The organism is Micromonospora sediminimaris (assembly GCF_016863575.1).
Lineage (GTDB): Bacteria > Actinomycetota > Actinomycetes > Mycobacteriales > Micromonosporaceae > Micromonospora > Micromonospora sediminimaris.
This window is the reverse complement of the sequence record NZ_BOPD01000015.1, coordinates 85,336-103,562: the sequence shown is the minus strand read 5'-3', so window position 1 is coordinate 103,562 and position 18,227 is coordinate 85,336. Positions and strand designations below refer to the sequence as shown.

Genomic DNA, 18,227 nt, shown 5'->3' with positions numbered 1-18,227 from the left:
GGTCGTGATCGAAGAGCCGGCGTACACCGGTTTCGGTTTCTCCGACGAGGAGTGGGGGCTGCTGGTCGGCCTGCCACAGTCGGTGCTCACCGCGGCGAGCGCCGCCGAGTCCGACGGCACCAAGGCGACGATGGCCGAGGGGGCCGCCGGTCTGGAGACCATCTCCGGCGGGCGGGAGTCGGCCAGTCCGCTGGTGGCCGCCGTGGCCGGCGAGATCGTCACCCGGGTCGGCGACCCGGAGGCCGGCGAGGAACTGCCGGTCATCGAGCCACCGGACCCGCGCGGCTACGCCGAGGACGTGCTGGGCCGGGCCAAGGAGGCGTCGGCGCTGCTGGCGGCCAAGGTGGACGAGGGCGAGGCGGGCGCGTACCGGCACTGGCTGGTGGAGATCGCCGAGCAGGTCGTCGGCGCGGCCAGCACCGGCGGCGTGCTCGGCCTCGGCGGCACCGAGGTCAGCCCCTCCGAGCGCCGCTTCCGCGACCGCCTGGCCCAGGTCCTCAACGACTGAACCCGGGGCAGCTCAACGGGATGCGGCATCTCGGGCCTTCCCCGGTTCGGGTAACCCCGAGATGCCGCATCCCGCGACCGCCGGCAGTGCGGGTCAGGCCACCCGGCGGGGGAACAGTAGGGCGGAGAGGAGCATGGCGAGGGCTAGCAGGCCGAGGCACCAGGCCGCCGCCTGGGTCGGTGCCGTACCGACCGGGGTGTCCAGCAGGAGGCCGCGCAGCGACTCGATGACCGGGGTGACCGGTTGGTGCTCGGCGAAGCCACGCAGCCAACTGGGCATGGTCTCGACCGGTACGAAGGCGCTGCTCGGATAGGGCAGGAACATCACCAGGAAGGTGTAGCCGTTGGCCGCCTCCGGGGTCCGGGCCAACAGGCCGAACGCCGCCGAGAGCCACGACACCGCCAGCAGGAACAGCAGCAGCACCCCGGCGGCGGCCAGCCAGCGCAGCGGCGCGACGGCCGGCCGGAACCCGATGGCCACAGCCACCCCCAGCACCAGCACCGTGGAGACCGCGTTGCGGGCCACGCTCGCCACCACGTGCCCGGCGAGGATGGAGGTGGCGCCCACGTCCATCGTGCGGAGCCGCTCGATCATGCCGTTGGTCAGGTCGGTGGTGACACTGACCGCCGTGCCGGCCGCCCCGAAGCCGGCACAGAGCAGCAGCACCCCGGGCACCACATAGGTCACGTACGCCGAACCGGTCTCGATCGCCCCGCCGAAGAGGTAGACGAAGAGCAGCATCAGGATCACCGGCAGCAGCAGCGAGGTGAGCAGCGCGTCGATGTTGCGCCGGGACAGCCGGACGCAGCGGCCGATCATCACGGCGGCGTGCATCGGCCGGACGGTCAGCTCAGACACGGGCCACCTCCCGCTCGGGGCTCGCCGGACGGCCGGTGAGCGTGAAGAAGACGTCATCGAGGGTCGCCTCCCGGACGGTGAACCGGACCACCCCGTGCCGGTCCGGATCGACCTCGTCGAGCAGGCCACGTACCTGGGGTGCGGTGCCGTCGGTGGCCACGGACAACGCCAGCCGGGCCGGATCGCGGTGGGTCACCCGGTCACCCAACCGCCGCGCCGCGGCGGCAAGGCCGGCGGCGTCACGCCAGGTCAGCTCCAAGCGTTGGGCACCGAACCGGCGTTTGAGGTCGAGCGCCGTCCCCTCGGCGACGAGCCCACCGTCGTGCAGCACCATGATCCGGTCAGCGAGCCGGTCGGCCTCCTCCAGGTACTGCGTGGTGAGCAACACCGTCACCCCGGCACCGGCCAGCTCGCCGATCACCTCCCACAGCCCCTGCCGGCTACGCGGGTCGAGGCCGGTGGTGGGCTCGTCCAGGAAGATCACCGACGGGGCGCCGACCAGACTGGCCGCCAGGTCGAGGCGGCGCCGCATCCCGCCGGAGTAGGTCACCACCCGCCGCCCGGCGGCGTCGGCCAGGTCGAAGCGGTCCAGCAGCGCCGCGGCGCGGGCGCGGGCCGCCGGTGCCCGCAGCCCGGCGAGCCGGGCCAGCATGGTCAGGTTCTCCACGCCGGTCTGCCCGTCGTCGAGTGCCGCGTGCTGGCCGGCGAGGCTGATCGCCCGGCGCACCCGGCGCCGCTGACGCACCACGTCGTGGCCGGCCACCCGGGCGGTACCCGAATCCGGCCGGGTCAGCGTCGCCAGGATCCGCACCGTGGTGGTCTTGCCGGCCCCGTTCTGCCCCAGCAGGGCGTGCACTCCGCCGGTGGGCACCCGCAGGGTCAGCCCGTCGAGCACGACGTGGTCCCCGAAGGACTTGCGCAGATCGACCAGCTCGACCGCCGGCGGTCCATTCGCCATGATCACCCTCCCTAATCTGCGTATGGCATACGCTTATCTGCGTGGACCATACGCAAAAGATATGCTGGCGGTCAACGCCGGCCTGGAGGTGGAGTGAACGGAGACGTTGAGCTGCCCGAGAACGTCGCGCTCGCCTGGGGGCTGCGCGACCGCCCGAGCCGTGGTCCGAAACGCAGCCTCAGCCTCGACCAGGTGGTTGCCGCCGGGATCCAGATCGCCCAGGCCGAAGGGCTGACGGCGGTGTCGATGAGCCGGGTGGCAAGCGAACTCGGCGTGGCGACGATGTCGCTGTACCGGTACGTGCCGACCAAACACGATCTGCTCGACCTCATGGTGGACACCGCGTTCGGCCCGCCGCCGCACCCCCGTGGCGCTGATGAAGGCTGGCGGCCGGCCCTGGCCCGATGGGGTGAGGGCAACGTCGCCGCACTGCGCCGCCAGCCCTGGATGCGGCACGTGCCGATCAGCGGTCCACCGATCAACCCCAACCAGGTGCGCTGGTTGGAGTACGGGCTCGTCGCACTGCGCGGCACCGGGCTACGCGCCAGTGAGCGGATCTCCACGATCATGCTGGTCAGCGGGTACGCCCGCAGCTGGGCCACGCTCACCGCCGACATCGTCGAGGCCGCCGCCCGGACCGGGCAGACGCCGGAGCAGGTGGGCCTGCGCTACTGGCAGCACCTCGCCGTGCTCACCGCGCCCGGCCCGTACCCGGCGATCCACGAGCTGCTGGGCGAGGGCGAAGAGTACGACGACGACGTCGACCTCGAATGGCGGTTCGGACTGGACCGGATCCTCGACGGGGTGGCGGCGATGATCGATGCCCGCGCTGCCGCCTCGTCGCAATGACGGCGGTCAGCACCGCGCCAGCAGGGTCAGCACCGCCCGCTCGGCCTGCTCCGGCGAGGTCCCCTCGGTCACCGGAGCGACCACACCGTCGTGGAACAGATCCACCACCCTCGGGTCCACGTACGAGGCGCGGGCCACCGTCGGAGTGTTGCCGAGCAGCTCCGCCACCTGTCGCATCACCGCCGCCACCGCCCGACGTCGAGCGGTGACCGACCGGGCGGAGGTCACCGCGGCCAGCTCCGTCGCCGCCCGTACCGTCGCGTGCCAGGTGCGGAAATCCTTCGCGGTCATCTCGCCGCCGCTGGCCTCGCGGAGGTAGTCGTTGACCTCGTCGGCCCGTACGTCCCGCCACTGCCGGCCGTCCCAGTAACCGAACAGCCGGTCGGCCGCCCGTCTGCGCCGGCGCAGATCGGTGAGCACCCGGCACAACTGCGGGTCGGAGATCAGCCGTACCTGCTCGATGCCCCCCTTGGCCGGGAACTCGAACAGCACACAACCCCGGCGCAGCCGGGCGTGTTCGGGGCGCAGGGTCGCCACCCCGAACGTCGGATCTTCGCCCGCCGCGTACTGGTCGCTGCCGACCCGGAAAGTGCCCATGTCGAGCAGCCGGGTCACCGTCGCCAGCACCCGCTCGCGGCGCAGCCCCCGTACCGCCAGATCGTGGCCGACCCGCTCGCGCAGCAGCGGCAGCCGGCCGGCCACCTCCAACACGTGGTCGAACTTCGCCTCGTCCTGCCGCTGTCGCCACAGCGGGTGGTAGAGGTACTGCCTACGTCCGGCCGCGTCGATACCGATGGCCTGGATGTGCCCGTTCGGGTACGGCGAGATCCACACGTCCCGCCAGGCCGGTGGAATGACCAGGGCACGCAGCCGGGTCAACTCGTCGGGATCGCGTACCGGCTCGCCGCGCGGGTCCAGGAACGACCAGCCGCTGCCCCGTCGGCGTCGCCGGTACCCCGGCCGACCCGGATCGCTACGCCGCAACCGCACGGTCCACCCGCACCGCCCGCTCCACCTCGTCGACGGCGGCCAGCACCTCGTCCACACCGAGGGCGACCATCGTGGGATGGTCACCTACCCCGTCCCACGCCGGCCATGCCCGCGCGCCGGCCCAGAGCGCCAGGTGCCGTCGGCGCTCCGGCGGTGGCCCCCAACGGGTCGGCGAAACCGGGCCGAACAGCACCACCGACGGGGTGCGGTAGCCGGTGGCCAGGTGCGCCACCCCGGTGTCCCCGCTGACCACCAGGCGCGCCCCGGCGACCAGAGCGGCGAGTTGGGCCAGGTCCGTGCGGCCGGCCAGCACCGCAGCGGCAGGCAACCCGGCCCGGTACGCGATGTCAGCCACCACGGCCCGCTCCGCGGCGCTGCCGGTCAACACCACCCGGTGCCCCCGTCCGGTCAGCTCCCGGGCCAGGGTCGCGTACCGGCCGGCCGGCCAACGCTTGGCCGGCTCCTTCGAACCGGGGTGCAGCACCGTGACCCCGCCGGTCGCTCCGCTCGACGGCGGGCGGCGCAGGTCCAGGTCGGCCGGGTCGGCCGGAATCCCGTACCCCCACAGCAGCCGGCACCAGCGCGACACCTCGTGCTCGTCGTCGTCCCACTCCGGCCCGTCGGCGTGCGACGCCTCGGCGTTGGCGAAGGCGAACATCCGGTCAGGTCGGACGGCGGCCAGCAGCCGGTGCGACCGTGGGCCCCGGCCGTGCAGGTTGACCGCCACCTCCACCCGCCCGGCGGGCTGGTCCAGCCGGTCCAGGCCGTCGGTGGGCAGCAGCCGGTCCACCCCGCCGACCAGCTCGACAAGCGGCCCCAGCCAGGCCGGCGCGGCGAGCACCAACTGCTGGTCCGGGTAGGCCGCCCGCAACGCCCGCAACGCCGGGACCGCCGTGGCGAGATCACCGACGCCGAGTGCGCGCAGCGCCAGGATCACGGGTACGACGTCTCCTGGTCGGCGCAGACCACCATCTCGCGGATCGCGCAGCCGGCCGGCTGGGACAGGGCGAACATGATCGCGGCGGCGGTGTCGGCCGGATCGTTGAGGATCGCGTCCACTCCCGGCCGGTACTGCGGGTCGCGCTCGTCGAAGAAGGCCGTCCGCATCCCACCCGGGATGAGCAGCGTGACACCGACCGTGCCGGCCAGTTCGGCGGCGAGCGCCCGGGTGAAGCCGACCACCCCGAACTTCGCCGCGCAGTACGCCGTCGCGTCGCTTACCGCCTTGATGCCGAGGGTGGAGGCCACCGTCACGACGGTGCCCCGGGACTCGGTAAGGAACGGCAGCGCGGCCCGGATCACCGCGGCGGTCGCCAGCAGGTCGACGGCGACGATCCGGTCCCAGGTCTCGCCGGGCACGTCGGCGAGCCGACCGGGTACGTCGATGCCGGCGGCGGTGACCACCGCGTCCAGCCCGCCCACGCGTTCGGCCAACTCGCGGGTGGCCGCCTCGGCGCGGCGGGTGTCGGCCAGGTCGCACTCCGCCCAGGGCACCCCGTCGGCCGGCGCCTGCCGGTCCAGCACCAGCGGCCGACCACCGGAGGCAGCCACCGCCGCCACCACGGCCGCGCCCAGTCCGCTGGAGCCGCCGGTGACCAGCACCGTCCGCCCGGTGGCCGGCGCGCTCACCGGACAAACCTCGTTCGCGACTGCGGGGCTCGCAACACCGGCTCACTCCTCACGCTCACCGGACGACCTCCGTCCGGGTGACCGTCGCGGCGATCATCTCGGTGGTGGAGCGCCCGTCCAGGTAGGGCACCACCACCGTGTGACCGCCCCACCGGCGCAGGATCTCCGCCTCCGGCAGGCCGTCGCCGTCTCCGCCGCCGGTGGCGTAGTCCCCGCCCTTGACCCAGATGTCCGGGCGCAGCCAGGACAGCGCCGCTTCCGGTGTCGGCTCGTCGAAGATCATTACCGCGTCGACGCAGCTCAGCGCGGCCAGCAGGCGACTTCGGTCGTCCTGGCGCATCACCGGCCGGTCCGGCCCCTTGAGCCCGGCGACGCTGGCATCGGAGTTGAGGCACACGATCAGGCAGTCGCCGAGCTGCCGGGCGGCCTGCAACGTCGCCACGTGGCCGGCGTGCAGCAGGTCGAAACAGCCACCGGTGGCGACGACCGTGCCTCCGGCGGCGCGGACCCGGGCGACCGCGGCGGCGGAGGCGGCCACCCCGACCCGGTCGCCGGCCACCGCGGCGTGCACCGCCTGCGGGGCGCGCCGCACCGGCGCCGGCAACGCCGTGGCCACCCCACCGTCCGCCACGTACGCCGATGCCTCCGCCACCGCCTCCTGCACCGCCTCGGAGACCAGCGCGCCACGGGCCAGGGCGAGACAGGCGGCGACGGCGAACCGGTCGCCCGCGCCGCAGGTGTCCCCCTCGGCGGCGACCGGGGCGGGCACCATCAGCGGGGTCGACCCGGCGTGGCTGAGCAGCGCGCCGTCGGCACCGAGGGTCACCGCGACCGCCCCCGCCCGCCACCGCTGCCGCAGCCGCTGCGCACCCTCGGCGGCGGTGGCCAGCCGGGTGGCGCCGACCGGCGCCTCCATCAGCTCCCGCACCTCCGCCTCGTTCGGGGTGACCAGGTTCGCCCCGGGTACCGCGGCGGGCCCGCGGGGGTGCGGATCCCACACCAGCGGGGCGCGGATCGAGGCCAGGGCCGCGCGCAGCGCCGGCTGCCGTGCCACTGCGCGGCCGTAGTCGCTGACCAGCACCACCGATGCCCGGTCCAGAATGCGCAGCACCGCCTCGCCCGGCTCGCCCAGCTCCCCCACCCCGCCGCCCCGGTCATGGCGCAGCAGCACCCGGCCCCCGGACCGCAACCGGATCTTCTCCGGGGTCGCGCCGGCCAGTCGCAGCGGATACACCTGCACCCCGGCGGCGGCGAGCAGCACGCTCAGCCGGGCCCCACCGGCGTCGTCGGCCAACGCGGTCACCAGCACGACCTCGGCACCCTGTGCGGCGGCGAAGACGGCGGAGAGCCCGGCGCCGCCGGGCCGGTCCACGTGCGCGATCTCGTCGAGCACGGGCACCGGCGAGTCCGGACAGAGCCGGTTGACCACACCCTCGACGTCCCGGTCGAGCAGGGTGTCGCCGACCACCACCACGGGTCCCGTCACGCTTGCCTCCTCACGCCTGCACCGGCCGGACGGCGCCGCCGTCCAGCACCACCTCGACACCGGCCCGCACCGCGCCGGCCGCTGGCGCCGTCGGTGCCAGCTGATCCGCCATCGCCTGCTCGACGTACTCGCAGAGCAGGTGGCTGGAGACCAGATGCAGTTCCTGGACCACCTGGGTGTCCGGCGAGTCCACGGCGAGCACCTCGTGACACGCCTCGGCGAGCGGGTTCGGCGCCGGCCCGGTGAACGCCCAGCAGCGCAGCCCCGCCTCCCGACCGGCCCGGGCAGCGGCGAGCAGGTTGCCGCTGCCGCCGCTGGTGGACAGCAACAGCAGCACGTCGTCAGGTCGGCCGTGTGCGCGGACCTGACGGGCGAACACCTCCTCGTAGCCGTAGTCGTTGCCGATCGCGGTCAACGCCGACGTCTCGGCGTGCAGCGCGATGGCGGACAGCGGCTGACGGTCGTCGCGGAGCTTGCCGACCAGCTCGGCGGTCAGGTGTTGCGCCTCGGCGGCGCTGCCACCGTTGCCGGCGACGAGCAGCCGACCGCCGTCGGTGAGCCGCCGGGCCAGCGTCGCGCCCCACCTGTCGAGCAGCGGCTCGCAGCGCCGGAACGGCGGCAGCGCCGCGGTCAGGTGGGCCAGGTGCGCGTCGAGCAGACTCATCAGGCCACCACCCGGGTCGGTCGATGCACCGCTGCCACCTCGTCGTAGACCTCGGCGAGGCGCTGTGCGGTGACCGCCCACGAGTAGTGCCGGCGGGCTCGGGCCCGGGCCGCGCCCGCGTACGCGAACCGGCGGATCCGGTCGTCGAGCAGCGCCCGCAGCGTCTCTCCCAGCGCCCGCGGATCCCGCGCCGGCACCAGATCGCCGGTGACGCCGTCGACCACCGTGTCCCGCAGGCCGCCGACGGCGGTGGCCACCACCGGCACGCCGCACGCCATCGCCTCCAGCGGGGTCAGCCCGAACGGCTCGTACCAGGGCGCGGCGACCAGGATGTCCGCCGATCGGTACCAGCGGCCCATCTCCTCCCGGGGCACCGCACCCACCAGCCGGACCCGGTCGGCGACGCCGCAACTGCCGGCGAGGGCCCGCAGCCGCCGGGCGTACGGGTCGGTCTCCAGCAGGCCGGCGGGTGGCCCACCAACCACCACGCACTCGGCCTCGGGCACGTGCGCCATCGCCCGTACCACCGTCTGGAAGCCCTTGCGTTCCACCAACCGACCCACGGTGAGGATCCGGGCCCGCCCGGGCTCTCGCTCGGCGGCCGGCCCCAGCGGGGCGAAGGTGGCGAGGTTGACACCGGACGGGACGACGGTCATCGCCGACCGGGGCACCCCCATCCGGACCAGCTCACCGACCTCGTCGCGGCACTGCGCGATCACCCGGTCGACCGAACGGCCCAGTTGGCGCTCGTAGCCGATCCGCCGGGCCGGGCTGGTGTCCTGCACCCCCTGGTAGCGACGCTTCACCGTGCCGAGCGCGTGGTACGTCTGCACCACCGGCACCCCGGTCTGCCGGCCGGCCTCCAGCGCGGCGAGCCCACTCATCCAGAAGTGCGCGTGGATCACCTCGGGGGCCCAGTCCCCGCCCCGCCACCTGTCGATCAGCCAGGCGCCGAACGGGCGCATGTGCGGCAGCAGGGCGTCCTTCGCCACCGGCTCGGCCGGTCCGGCCGGCACGTGCACCACGTCGTAGCCGTCCGGACTGCGTACGGTCACCGGTAGGTCCACCGCGTCGCGGCGGGTGTAGACCCGCACGTCGTGCCCGGCGGCGGCGAGCGCGGCGGAGAGTTCCGCGACGTGCGTGTTCTGGCCACCGGCGTCCTCGCCGCCCAGGATGGCGAGCGGGCTGGCGTGCTCCGAGATCATCGCTATCCGCATACTTCCTCCTCCAGCAGCCGGTCCCAGTCGGTGAGGAAACGGTCGAGGCCGTAACGTTCACGAGCGGCGGCACGGGCCTCGGCGCCGGCCTCGCGCGCCCGCTGTGGTTCGGCGACGAAGCGGCCGGCGGCCGACAGCAGGGTGTCGACCCGGGTGGAGAGGGCGTTGGCACCCGTTGGCACCGCCATCGCCGCCTCGGTGGTGGCCAGCGCCACCACCGGCATGCCCATCGTCATCGCCTCGATCAGGCTCAGCCCCAGCGACGTCCACCGGCACAGGTGCAGGTACGCCCGGCGGCGCGCCAACTCGGCGTGCATCCGGTGCTGCGGCACGTCGTCGTGGCTGGTCAACCGGTCGGCCGGCAGACCGAGGTGCTCGGCCAGCCCGGCGACCTTCATGCCGAAGACGTCCAGCGGGGCGATCTCGGCGAACCGGGGCAGCAGGTCGGTGCCGGTCACCCGCCAGCGGCGTACCGGCTCATTGATCACGACGGCCAGCCGGTCCAGTTCGCCGGTCCAGGCCGCCGTCGGCGCCACGATGCCGTGGTCGACGACCGTGGTGCGGGTGGTGCCGGTGTCCCAGAACAGCTCGTTGAACGCGGTCACGTGGGCGACGAGCAGGTCGTCCCGGTCGGCCATCGGGTGGCGGCTGTTGGGGACCTGGCCGTCCTTCGGAGTGTTGTGCTCCACGTAGACGGCCGGCAGGTCCCGGCCGGGCCGGCGACCGAGCCACTGCTCGGCCAGGTCGATCTCCTCGGGGCGTTGCAGGATCACCACGTCGACGTCCGCGGTGCGCAGTTGCTCCGGGCTCACCTCGGCGGCGCTCTCCGGCCAGGTGTACGTCCGGGCGCGGCCCAGCCCGTACGGTCCCCGGTCCGGGGTGGCCGGGATCAGGTAGCGGTGCTTGCCGTGCACGAACGAGGTGGTCCAGGAACCGTGCACGTGCCAGAGCAGGATGTTCATCGGCCGCCCCCACCGCCGACGGTGGCTACCTCGGGCGCCGCCCGGGGCCCGGCCGGTCCGGCGGACACCCGGTCCGGCGCCACACCGAGCAGGCGCAGCGCGTCGAGCACGGCACCCGGTTCGATGTCGCTGAGGCAGGGATGCCCGGGTACCGGACACCGTGCGGCCCGGGTGTCGCGGCAGGCGGCGGTGGCGTCACCGAGGCGTACCGTCGGCACCCGCCACGGCCCCCACTGTCCGAAGGGGACGGTGGGGGCGAAGAGGCTGACCACCGGCACGCCGTACGCGGCCGCCAGGTGCGCCGGTCCGGTGTTGCCGACCACCACCGCGCCGGCCCCGGCCACGATCCCGGCCAACTCGGCCAGGCCGGTGCGGCCACCGAGGTCCCGACCGTGCCGTCCGGCAACCCGCGCGGTGAGGTCCCGCTCGGGTGGACCGCCGGTGACCACCACCCGGTACCCGGCGGCGCTCAGCGCGTCGGCGATCCGTTCGGCCAACTCGGGCGGGCAGCCCCGGGCCGGCGCCGCCGACCCGGGATGCAGCACCACGTAACCCGGTTCGCCGGCCTCTGGTCGCGGTGGGACCGGTCGCAGTCGCAGGTGCGGTTCGTCGCCCTCGCCGAGCAGGTAACCGGCGGCGGCGGCCAGGGAGAGGGCCCGCTCGGCCTCCGGCACGCCGACCGGCACCCGATGCCGCACGTCCAGCAGGCTGCCCGGGTAGTCGTCGCTGATCGCCGCGATCCGGGCGACCCCGGCCATCCGCAACAGCAGCGCCAAGGGCAACGGCGACTGATGGAACGAGGTGAAGATGACCGCCTCGTCGGCGGCGACCGCCGCCATCCGGCTGACCAGGGTGGCCATCTCCTGCGGATCCACCGGCGCGGGAGCCGGGTCGATCCAGGGCAACCGGTGCTCGATCACCTCGTCGACGCCGGGCAGCAGGTCGGCGGCGGCCCGCCCCCGGGGCCCGCAGAGCAGCACCACCCGCTCGGCTCCGGCGGCGACCGCCCGGATGCCCGGTCCGGTCACCAGCACGTCCCCCGCCGAGTCCGACCGCACCACCAGCACGGTGCGACCGCCACCGGGGCGTCCCGCGCCGGCTCGCCGGACACCTGTGGCACCGGACCGGTGCTGCGGGCCCGACGTCGGCTCCGCCGGGCTCAGTGCCGCCTGGCGTCGAAGGATCTCGGTAACGGCCGTGGCCAGGTCGGCGGCCACCCACGGGGCCGCCGCCACTTCCTCGGTGCGGGTCACCGGCGTCGGGACCAGGATGCCGGCCGCACCGGCGGCCAGGGCCGCCGTCACGTCGCGGCCGATGTCACCGATCAGGGCGCAGCGGGCAGGTACGGTGCCCAACGCTCGGGCCGCGGCGTGCACCAGGCCCGGTCTCGGCTTGCGACACGCGCAGCCGTCCCCGTCGTCATGGGGACACACGTGCCAGGAGTCGAACGGGCCGAGCAGGGCCTCGATCCGGCGGTGCACCCGGTGCAACTCGCCCTCGGTGAACAGCCCCCGAGCCAACCCGGACTGGTTCGTCACCACGGCGAGCTTCAGTCCGGCCGCCCGCAGCCGGTCCAACGCCGCGCGGGCGCCCGGCATCGGGCGCACCTTGTCCGGATCCGAGTTGTACGGCACGTCCTCGACCAGGGTGCCGTCGCGGTCCAGCAGGACCGCGTCGAACAGGACCGGGCGGGACACGGTCCGGCCGGTTTCGGCCAGCAACCCTGCTGACCTGCGCTGATCCGGCTCCCCATGGTCCTTTCGCACGGGCGGCGGGTTCCCTGCGCCCCGATGAGTAAACGTCACCCGCGACGCGGCCGAGGACACCGCGCACCGGCGGCACCCGCACGGCCGCCCGCGGTTGGCCTTACCCGCGGTCCCCGAGAAGCTAACCCGGCCGCCTCGTTAGCCGAGGCCACGGGCGGGATACCGGGGGGCGGTGGCGGTGGTGGAGAGCCCTGGACCGGCTCTCCGACATCGCCCGCCGGCAGAAGGAACCGGACTGATCGCGGGGCACGGCGTCGGGGAGCCATTTCACCCCGGAAGGGACAAGTGGCTACGCTCACGGGTGACCCTGTCCGCAGACCGAGGATGTCCCCCATGATCGAACCCGTCCAGTTGCCCTCGCCGTGGCGGGACGTGCGCCTGACCGTCGTGGTCCCGACCTACAACGAGGCCGGCAACCTGCCGGTGCTGGTCGAGCGTCTCCTCACGCTGCCACTGCCCGGCCTGAAGGTGCTGGTCGCCGACGACAACTCCCCCGACGGCACCGGTGAGGTCGCGGACAAGCTCGCCATAGAGCATCCGGAACGCGTGCAGGTCGTGCACCGGCCGGGCAAGGAGGGTCTGGGCCGGGCGTACGTGGACGGGATCGGCCGGGCCCTCGACGGCGGCGCCGAGTACGTGGCCCAGATGGACGCCGACCTGTCCCACCCGCCGGAGGCGTTGCCGGGGATGCTCGGCGCACTGCTGTCCACTCAGGCCGGTGTGGTCATCGGGTCACGTTACGTGCCCGGCGGCGAGCTGGACGAGAACTGGCCGCTGTACCGGCGGGCACTCAGTGGCTGGGCGAACCTGTACGTGCACACGCTGCTGCGGGTGCGGATCCGCGACCTCACCGCCGGTTTCAAGATCTGGCGGGCCGACGCGCTGCGCGACATCGGGCTGGAGCGGGTGCAGTCCAACGGCTACAGCTTCCAGGTCGAGATGCACTACCTGGCCACCAAGCTGGGGCACACCATCCTGGAGGTGCCGATCCGGTTCGAGGAGCGACGCGACGGCGCCTCGAAGATGACCACCGCCACCAAGATCGAAAGCGCGCTGATGCCGTTCAAGCTCCGTACCCGGCACCGCAACATCGAGCCCTGACCTGTCGGTTCGGCGGTCACGCGTAGACGGCCCGGTGCGCGGTGGCGATCGCCCGTTGGTACCACCCACCGGTGAGCGCCCGGTCGCGAGCCAGGGCGGCCCGGGCGGCGTTCGCGCCGGGCGCGCCGTGCACCCCGCCGCCGGGGTGTGCCGACGAACTGGCCAGGAATAGCCGGTCCACCGGAGTGTCGGCGCGGCCGAGTCCGGGTACCGGCCGCAGGAACAGTTGCTGGTACGGGGCGGCGGTGCCGCCGCCCAGCGCGCCGCCGACCATGCTCGGGTTGGCCTCCTCCAGCTTGGCCGGGCCGGCCACGTGCCGGCCCACCACCAGGCTGCGGAAGCCGGGGGCGGCGGCTTCCAGCACCGTCTCCATCCGCTCGACGTGCGCGACGATGTCGTCGGCCCGCCAGTGCCGACGGAACGGCAGGTGGGTGTACGACCAGAGCGACTCGGTGCCCGGCGGCGAGTGACTCGGATCCGCCACCGACATCTGCCCCACCAGCAGGAACGGATCCGGTGGCAGCTCGCCCCGGGCCAGCGTCGCGGCATAGCCGGTCAGCCCGTTGAGATCCGCACCCAGGTGCACGGTGCCGACGGTGGACAGGCGGCGGTTCGTCCAGGGCATCGAGGCGGACAGCGCCCAGTCCACCTTCAGCGTGGACCCGTCCCAGCGGAAGTGTTCCAGGTCGGCCACCAGCCGCGGGGGCAGCACGGCGGGGCCGACCAGATCCAGGTACAGCGCGGGCGCGGGCACGTCGGCGAGCACCGCTCGACGGGCCCGCCAGTTGGTGCCGCCGACGGTGCGTACGCCCATCGCCCGACCCCGGGCGACCAGGATCCGGTCCACCCGGGCACCGTAGAGAATCCGGCCACCTCGCTCGGTCAACCGGGCCACAAGCGCGTCGGTGATCTTCTGCGCGCCGCCTTCCGGGACCGGCCAGCCGACCTGCTGGCCGAGCATGGCGAGCAGCCAGCCGTAGACGCCGGAGCCGGCCTCCTCGGTGGACAGGTCGGTGTGCAGGGCGCAACCGGCCAGCAATGCCGGCCCGCCGGCACCGCTGAAGAGTTCCGCACCGAGCCGGCTCGCCGGCAGCACCAGGCGCCGGGCCAGCCGCAGCGAGCCGCTGATCCGCAGCCGGCGCAGCAGGTCGAGGCCGCCGCGTACCGGCGGGAACGGAGTGGTGATCAGCTCGATCATCGGGTCGGCGACCTGCTGCCACTGCTCGTACGCGCTCAGCCAACGCTCGCCGTCACCGGGAGCGAAGGTCTCCAGTGACGCCGCCGTGACGCCGGGGTCGCGGTTGAGCACGGCGGCCCGGTCGTCGGGAAACAGGTGGGCCAGCACGTCGGGGGCGTGCCGCCAGGCGAGCCCGTACCGGGTCAGGTCGAGCCCGCGCAGCACCGGCGAGGCGTAACCGAGCGGGTAGAAAGAGCTGAACAGGTCGCTCAGGTAGCCGGGCGCGGTCACCTCGGCGGAGCGGACCGCTCCACCGGGCACCCCGGTGGCCTCCAGCACCAGCACGTCCCAACCCGCGTCAGCCAACAGGTTGGCGGCGACCAGGCCGTTGTGTCCGGCACCGACGACGACAGCGTCGGCCCGCTCGGCACCGAGGGAACCCGACGACATCATCCGAGGACGCTACCCCGAGTCGTTGCGGCGAAACGTTTGCCGGGGCCGGGCCCGGGCATGCAGCGCGCCATGTACACGGTCACGCAGCTCATCGGTGGGGTCTGGGGTGCCGGCGGGGAGGCCGGCGAGTTGACGGTGCACGATCCGGCCGACGGCCGGCCGGTGACCAGCGCCCCGGTCGCCACGACCGACGAGGTCGACAAAGCGGTGGCGGCGGCGCGCGGAGTGGCGTCCGAGTGGGCGGCGACGGCCCCGTCGGAGCGGGCCGCGGCACTGCACCGGATCGCCGACGCGGTCGCCGACGTCGCCGACGAGCTGGCGCAGGCGACCACCGCGGAGATGGGCAAGCCGCTCGCCGACGCCCGGGGCGGCGTCGACGCGGGCATCGCCACCCTGCGGCAGTACGCGGAACTCGCGCCCGCCCGGGGCGGCCGTACCCTGCACGGCGATCCCGCCGCGATCGATTTCATGACGCCGCAGCCGCGTGGCGTGGTGGCTGCCATCACGCCGTGGAACGACCCGGTCGCCGTGTCGTGCGGGCTGCTCGGCGCGGCTCTGGTCACCGGAAACGTGGTGCTGCACAAGCCCAGCGAGCGCACCCCGGCGACCGGGTGGCTGCTGGCCCGCGCCTTCGACACCGCCCTGCCGGCGGGGGTGCTGTCGCTGCTCAGCGGGGGTCCGACGACCGGCGCGGCGTTGGCCGCCGCCGAGGTGGACATGGTGGCCCACGTGGGGTCCAGCGCCACCGGCCGGGCGATCGCCGAAGCCGCGGCCAGCACCGGTGCCAAGGTGCTGCTGGAGAACGGGGGCAGCGACCCACTGATCGTCGACGCCGACGTCGACCCGAACTGGGCCGCCGGGGAGGCCGCCCTGGGCGCCTTCGCCAACGCGGGCCAGATCTGCGTCGCGGTGGAACGGATCTACGCCCACCGCGACGTGGCCGAGGACTTCGTGGCCGCGCTGGTCGAGCGGGCCGCCGCACTGCGCGTCGGACCGGGGCGGGATCCGGACACCCAGCTCGGTCCACTGGTCGACCGCCGCCATCGCGATCAGGTCCACGGGCAGGTGATCGCGGCGGTGGCCGACGGCGCCCGGCTGCGTATCGGCGGCACCCTGCCGGAGGGGCCGGGCGCCTTCTATCCGGCCACCGTGGTCGACCGCTGCCGGCACGACCTGGCGTTGATCCGGGAGGAGACGTTCGGCCCGGTCGCCGCCGTGGTGGTGGTCGACTCGTTCTCCGAGGCGCTGCGGTGCGCGGCCGACTCACCGTACGGGCTGGCGGCGACCGTGCTGACCGGGTCGATGAGCCACGCCCAGCGGGCCTGGCGGGAGCTTCCGGTGGGCACCGTGAAGGTGAACGCGGTCTTCGGCGGCGCGCCGGCCGGTGCCGCGCACCCGCGCCGGGGCAGCGGTCAGGGCTTCGGCTACGGGCCGGAACTGCTCGACGAGTTCACCGCCACCAAGGCGGTACACATCCAGGCCCCCGGCGGCGGCCACTGGTGAACCGGCGCACCGGACGGGCGTGCCGCAGGGCCCGGTCCGACGCGTACGCCGGCCGGGCCCTGCCGACGAACGGCGGGCTCAGCCCGCCGCGGCCGTCGCGGGTCGGCGAACGTCGGTTCAGCCGCCGCGGGCCTTGCGGGTCTGGCGATCGTTGGCCTTCTGAATGGCCTTGACCAGTTCCGGCTTGGTCATGCTCGACCGTCCCGGCACGTCCAGTTCGCGAGCCACCCCCATGAGGTGTTCCTTGGAGGCGTTCGCGTCCACCCCACCGGCGGTCGGCGCCCGCCGGGTCGGGCCACCGCCGGCGGCCTGCTGGTCGCTGGGGCCCTTGCGGCCCTTCGGCTCCCAGTGGTCGCCGACCTTCTCGAACTCGTGCTTGACGGCGGCGAACGCGGTGCGGTGCGCCCGCTCGCCCTCGCCGTAGGTCTCGACCGCGGAATCGTGTGTCTTCTCCCAGGTACGCTGGGCCTTCTCCGGGGAGCGCCGCAGCGTGCTGGGCAGTACCTCGCGCCCGGGCATCTCGAACCTCCTCCGTGTGCGAGCGATTCGGATTGGCGTACCCCGGCGACGTCGCGGCAAACGTCGGCGGCGTTTGCCGCCGGAGCGGGCCGGGTACCGGCCGGACCAGCCACGGTGCCCACAGTGCCCAGGGAGCGGTCATGACGACGACGAACCCCGACGCCCCGTCGACCGATCCGCCGGTGCCACGGCTACCGGGGATCCGCCAGCTCCGCTGGCAGACCTGGCGTGGCGTGCTGGTCCGGGCCGGACGCAACTACCTACGGGACAACTGCACGGACTGGGCCGCCGCGCTCACCTACTACGGGGTGCTGGCGCTGTTCCCCTCCACCGTCGTGGTGGTGGCCCTGGTCGGTCTGGTCTCCGACGGGGAGCGCACCGTCGACACCGTGCTCGACCTGGCCCGCGACGTGGGCGCCGGCTCGGTGGTGGCGAACGAGAGCTTCGTCGGCGTGGTCCGCGAGGTGGTGGACCAGAACAGCTCCGCCGGGGTGTTGCTCAGCTTCGGTCTGCTCGGTGCGCTCTGGTCGGCCTCGAACTTCATCGCCTCGTTCACCCGGGCCTCGAACGCCATCTACGGCGTCGTCGAGGGGCGGCCGGTGTGGAAGTTGCGCCCGTTGCAGATCGGACTGGCTGCCCTGTCGCTGGTGCTGCTCGCCATCGTGGCCGCCGGTCTGATCGTCAGCGGCCCGGTCGCCGACGCGATCGGTGACCTGGTGGGGGCCGGCGGCGCGGCCCGCACCGCGTGGGCGGTGGCCAAGTGGCCGGCGCTCGCGTTGATCGCGATGCTGTTGATGTCCCTGCTGTTCTGGGTCGCGCCGAACGTGCGTCAGCCACGTTTCCGCTGGCTCACCCTGGGCGGAACGGTGGCCCTGAGCACCTGGGCGCTCGGCTCCTTCGGCTTCGGGTTGTACGTGGCGAACTTCAACTCGTACGACACGACGTACGGCAGCCTCGGGGCGGTGATCGCGTTCCTGGTCTGGCTCTACCTGTCCAATTCCGCGCTGATGCTCGGCGTACAGATCAACGCCGAACTCCAGCGGGGACGGCGGCTCCAGTCGGGCCGGGAGGACGCGGAGGAGTCGGCGTTGCCACCACGGTCGCCGGCCGGTGCGTGACCGCTTACCGGTTTACCACCCGTCCCCTCGGGTAGCGCAGAAGACATGGATCGCGGCAGCAGCAAGCACTCACCGAGGGTCGACGAGCAGATGAGCCAGGAGGTCAGCGGCCTCGTGCAGGGGCCGGGGACCGGCGGCTCGCGGGTCGACGAGTTCCGCGTCCCGGAGCCCGCGGGAGAGGACCAGCCGGAGCCGACCACGGCACCGGCCGGCGACCTGCGCAGCGGCGCTCCCCAGGGCATGACCTCCGAGGACGTCGAGGCCCGCAGCCGGTTGGGGCGGTTCATCACGATGACCGCGCTGCCCGGGGACCGGGCCGCACTGCTCGCCAACGCACGGGCGAACGAGGCCCCCGACGACGTACTGGCCGCGTTGGAGCGCCTGCCCGAGAGCACCCGGTACCAGACGGTGTCCGAGGTGTGGGCGGCGCTCGGCCACACCAACGAGACGACGCGCTGGTAGGTGGACC

General features: G+C 73.8%; 18 protein-coding genes. 6 read left to right on the top strand and 12 right to left on the bottom strand.

Annotation, left to right across the window (positions count from 1 at the left end; all coding sequences use genetic code 11):
• Positions 1-4 precede the first annotated feature (4 nt).
• Positions 5-508, top strand: coding sequence for a hypothetical protein (locus tag Vse01_RS13495; protein ID WP_093404837.1), 504 nt, complete (start codon positions 5-7; stop codon positions 506-508).
• A 93-nt stretch (positions 509-601) separates the two neighbouring features.
• Here Vse01_RS13495 and Vse01_RS13490 read toward each other — a convergent pair whose 3' ends face one another.
• Together Vse01_RS13490 and Vse01_RS13485 are read right to left on the bottom strand one after the other, a co-directional pair.
• Positions 602-1,366 carry an ABC transporter permease gene (locus Vse01_RS13490; protein ID WP_232511244.1) on the bottom strand — a complete coding sequence of 255 codons (765 nt, stop codon included), beginning with the start codon at positions 1,364-1,366 and terminating at the stop codon, positions 602-604.
• Positions 1,359-2,324: an ATP-binding cassette domain-containing protein gene (locus Vse01_RS13485; protein ID WP_093404842.1), complete on the bottom strand. Its 966-nt coding sequence runs from the start codon at positions 2,322-2,324 to the stop codon at positions 1,359-1,361. Before Vse01_RS13485 ends, Vse01_RS13490 begins: the two co-directional genes overlap by 8 nt.
• Positions 2,325-2,417: 93 nt before the next feature.
• Here Vse01_RS13485 and Vse01_RS13480 point away from each other — a divergent pair, with 93 nt between their 5' ends.
• The gene (locus Vse01_RS13480) at positions 2,418-3,173 is read left to right on the top strand and encodes a TetR/AcrR family transcriptional regulator (RefSeq protein WP_093404588.1); all 756 of its coding nucleotides are present in this window, start codon (positions 2,418-2,420) and stop codon (positions 3,171-3,173) included.
• Positions 3,174-3,179: 6 nt separating this feature from the next.
• Here the strand turns inward: Vse01_RS13480 and Vse01_RS13475 are convergent, their stop codons facing one another.
• Genes Vse01_RS13475 through Vse01_RS13440 form a run of 8 tightly spaced genes read right to left on the bottom strand, consistent with a single transcriptional unit; the run spans position 3,180 to position 11,818 of the window.
• Entirely contained in the window at positions 3,180-4,163 is a 984-nt protein-coding gene (locus Vse01_RS13475) for a DNA topoisomerase IB (protein ID WP_093404591.1), read from the bottom strand.
• A complete protein-coding gene (locus Vse01_RS13470) occupies positions 4,147-5,100 on the bottom strand; it encodes a glycosyltransferase family 9 protein (RefSeq protein WP_093404594.1) in 954 nt (317 codons plus the stop codon). The genes Vse01_RS13475 and Vse01_RS13470 overlap by 17 nt, the downstream gene beginning before the upstream one ends.
• Entirely contained in the window at positions 5,097-5,792 is a 696-nt protein-coding gene (locus tag Vse01_RS13465; protein WP_093404596.1) for an SDR family oxidoreductase, read from the bottom strand. Before Vse01_RS13465 ends, Vse01_RS13470 begins: the two co-directional genes overlap by 4 nt.
• A 55-nt stretch (positions 5,793-5,847) precedes the next feature.
• The gene (locus Vse01_RS13460; RefSeq protein ID WP_093404599.1) at positions 5,848-7,278 is read right to left on the bottom strand and encodes a PfkB family carbohydrate kinase; all 1,431 of its coding nucleotides are present in this window, start codon (positions 7,276-7,278) and stop codon (positions 5,848-5,850) included.
• A 10-nt stretch (positions 7,279-7,288) separates the two neighbouring features.
• Positions 7,289-7,942 carry a D-sedoheptulose-7-phosphate isomerase gene (locus tag Vse01_RS13455; RefSeq protein ID WP_093404602.1) on the bottom strand — a complete coding sequence of 218 codons (654 nt, stop codon included), beginning with the start codon at positions 7,940-7,942 and terminating at the stop codon, positions 7,289-7,291.
• Positions 7,942-9,159, bottom strand: coding sequence for a glycosyltransferase (locus Vse01_RS13450; RefSeq protein WP_093404604.1), 1,218 nt, complete (start codon positions 9,157-9,159; stop codon positions 7,942-7,944). The genes Vse01_RS13455 and Vse01_RS13450 overlap by 1 nt, the downstream gene beginning before the upstream one ends.
• A complete protein-coding gene (locus Vse01_RS13445) occupies positions 9,150-10,121 on the bottom strand; it encodes a glycosyltransferase (RefSeq protein ID WP_093404607.1) in 972 nt (323 codons plus the stop codon). The genes Vse01_RS13450 and Vse01_RS13445 overlap by 10 nt, the downstream gene beginning before the upstream one ends.
• Positions 10,118-11,818 (bottom strand): HAD-IIIA family hydrolase, encoded by a 1,701-nt coding sequence (locus Vse01_RS13440; RefSeq protein ID WP_239104276.1) that lies wholly within the window; start codon positions 11,816-11,818, stop codon positions 10,118-10,120. Before Vse01_RS13440 ends, Vse01_RS13445 begins: the two co-directional genes overlap by 4 nt.
• 402 nt (positions 11,819-12,220) lie before the next feature.
• On the opposite strand from Vse01_RS13440, the gene Vse01_RS13435 reads away from it, so the two are divergent.
• Positions 12,221-12,988: a polyprenol monophosphomannose synthase gene (locus Vse01_RS13435; RefSeq protein WP_093404612.1), complete on the top strand. Its 768-nt coding sequence runs from the start codon at positions 12,221-12,223 to the stop codon at positions 12,986-12,988.
• A gap of 16 nt (positions 12,989-13,004) precedes the next feature.
• Here the strand turns inward: Vse01_RS13435 and Vse01_RS13430 are convergent, their stop codons facing one another.
• Positions 13,005-14,618, bottom strand: a complete 1,614-nt coding sequence (locus Vse01_RS13430) for a phytoene desaturase family protein (RefSeq protein WP_093404614.1) — start codon at positions 14,616-14,618, stop codon at positions 13,005-13,007.
• Positions 14,619-14,687: 69 nt separating this feature from the next.
• On the opposite strand from Vse01_RS13430, the gene Vse01_RS13425 reads away from it, so the two are divergent.
• Positions 14,688-16,121, top strand: coding sequence for an aldehyde dehydrogenase family protein (locus Vse01_RS13425; RefSeq protein WP_093404845.1), 1,434 nt, complete (start codon positions 14,688-14,690; stop codon positions 16,119-16,121).
• A gap of 117 nt (positions 16,122-16,238) precedes the next feature.
• Here the strand turns inward: Vse01_RS13425 and Vse01_RS13420 are convergent, their stop codons facing one another.
• Entirely contained in the window at positions 16,239-16,640 is a 402-nt protein-coding gene (locus tag Vse01_RS13420; protein WP_093404617.1) for a ChaB family protein, read from the bottom strand.
• Between the two features lie 140 nt (positions 16,641-16,780).
• Here Vse01_RS13420 and Vse01_RS13415 point away from each other — a divergent pair, with 140 nt between their 5' ends.
• Together Vse01_RS13415 and Vse01_RS13410 are read left to right on the top strand one after the other, a co-directional pair.
• Positions 16,781-17,758 carry a YihY/virulence factor BrkB family protein gene (locus Vse01_RS13415; protein WP_093404620.1) on the top strand — a complete coding sequence of 326 codons (978 nt, stop codon included), beginning with the start codon at positions 16,781-16,783 and terminating at the stop codon, positions 17,756-17,758.
• 45 nt (positions 17,759-17,803) lie between these two features.
• Complete coding sequence (locus Vse01_RS13410) at positions 17,804-18,220, top strand: DUF2795 domain-containing protein (RefSeq protein WP_093404622.1); 417 nt, start codon at positions 17,804-17,806, stop codon at positions 18,218-18,220.
• Positions 18,221-18,227 lie beyond the last annotated feature (7 nt).

Excerpts from the sequence above, each read along its gene's own strand:
- Vse01_RS13455 (WP_093404602.1), bottom strand. The coding sequence starts at position 7,942 with ATGAGTCTGCTCGACGCGCACCTGGCCCACCTGACCGCGGCGCTGCCG.
- Vse01_RS13420 (WP_093404617.1), bottom strand. The coding sequence starts at position 16,640 with ATGCCCGGGCGCGAGGTACTGCCCAGCACGCTGCGGCGCTCCCCGGAG.
- Vse01_RS13485 (WP_093404842.1), bottom strand. The coding sequence starts at position 2,324 with ATGGCGAATGGACCGCCGGCGGTCGAGCTGGTCGATCTGCGCAAGTCC.
- Vse01_RS13450 (WP_093404604.1), bottom strand. The coding sequence starts at position 9,159 with ATGCGGATAGCGATGATCTCGGAGCACGCCAGCCCGCTCGCCATCCTG.
- Vse01_RS13410 (WP_093404622.1), top strand. The coding sequence starts at position 17,804 with ATGGATCGCGGCAGCAGCAAGCACTCACCGAGGGTCGACGAGCAGATG.
- Vse01_RS13445 (WP_093404607.1), bottom strand. The coding sequence starts at position 10,121 with ATGAACATCCTGCTCTGGCACGTGCACGGTTCCTGGACCACCTCGTTC.
- Vse01_RS13425 (WP_093404845.1), top strand. The coding sequence starts at position 14,688 with ATGTACACGGTCACGCAGCTCATCGGTGGGGTCTGGGGTGCCGGCGGG.
- Vse01_RS13435 (WP_093404612.1), top strand. The coding sequence starts at position 12,221 with ATGATCGAACCCGTCCAGTTGCCCTCGCCGTGGCGGGACGTGCGCCTG.
- Vse01_RS13430 (WP_093404614.1), bottom strand. The coding sequence starts at position 14,618 with ATGATGTCGTCGGGTTCCCTCGGTGCCGAGCGGGCCGACGCTGTCGTC.
- Vse01_RS13415 (WP_093404620.1), top strand. The coding sequence starts at position 16,781 with ATGACGACGACGAACCCCGACGCCCCGTCGACCGATCCGCCGGTGCCA.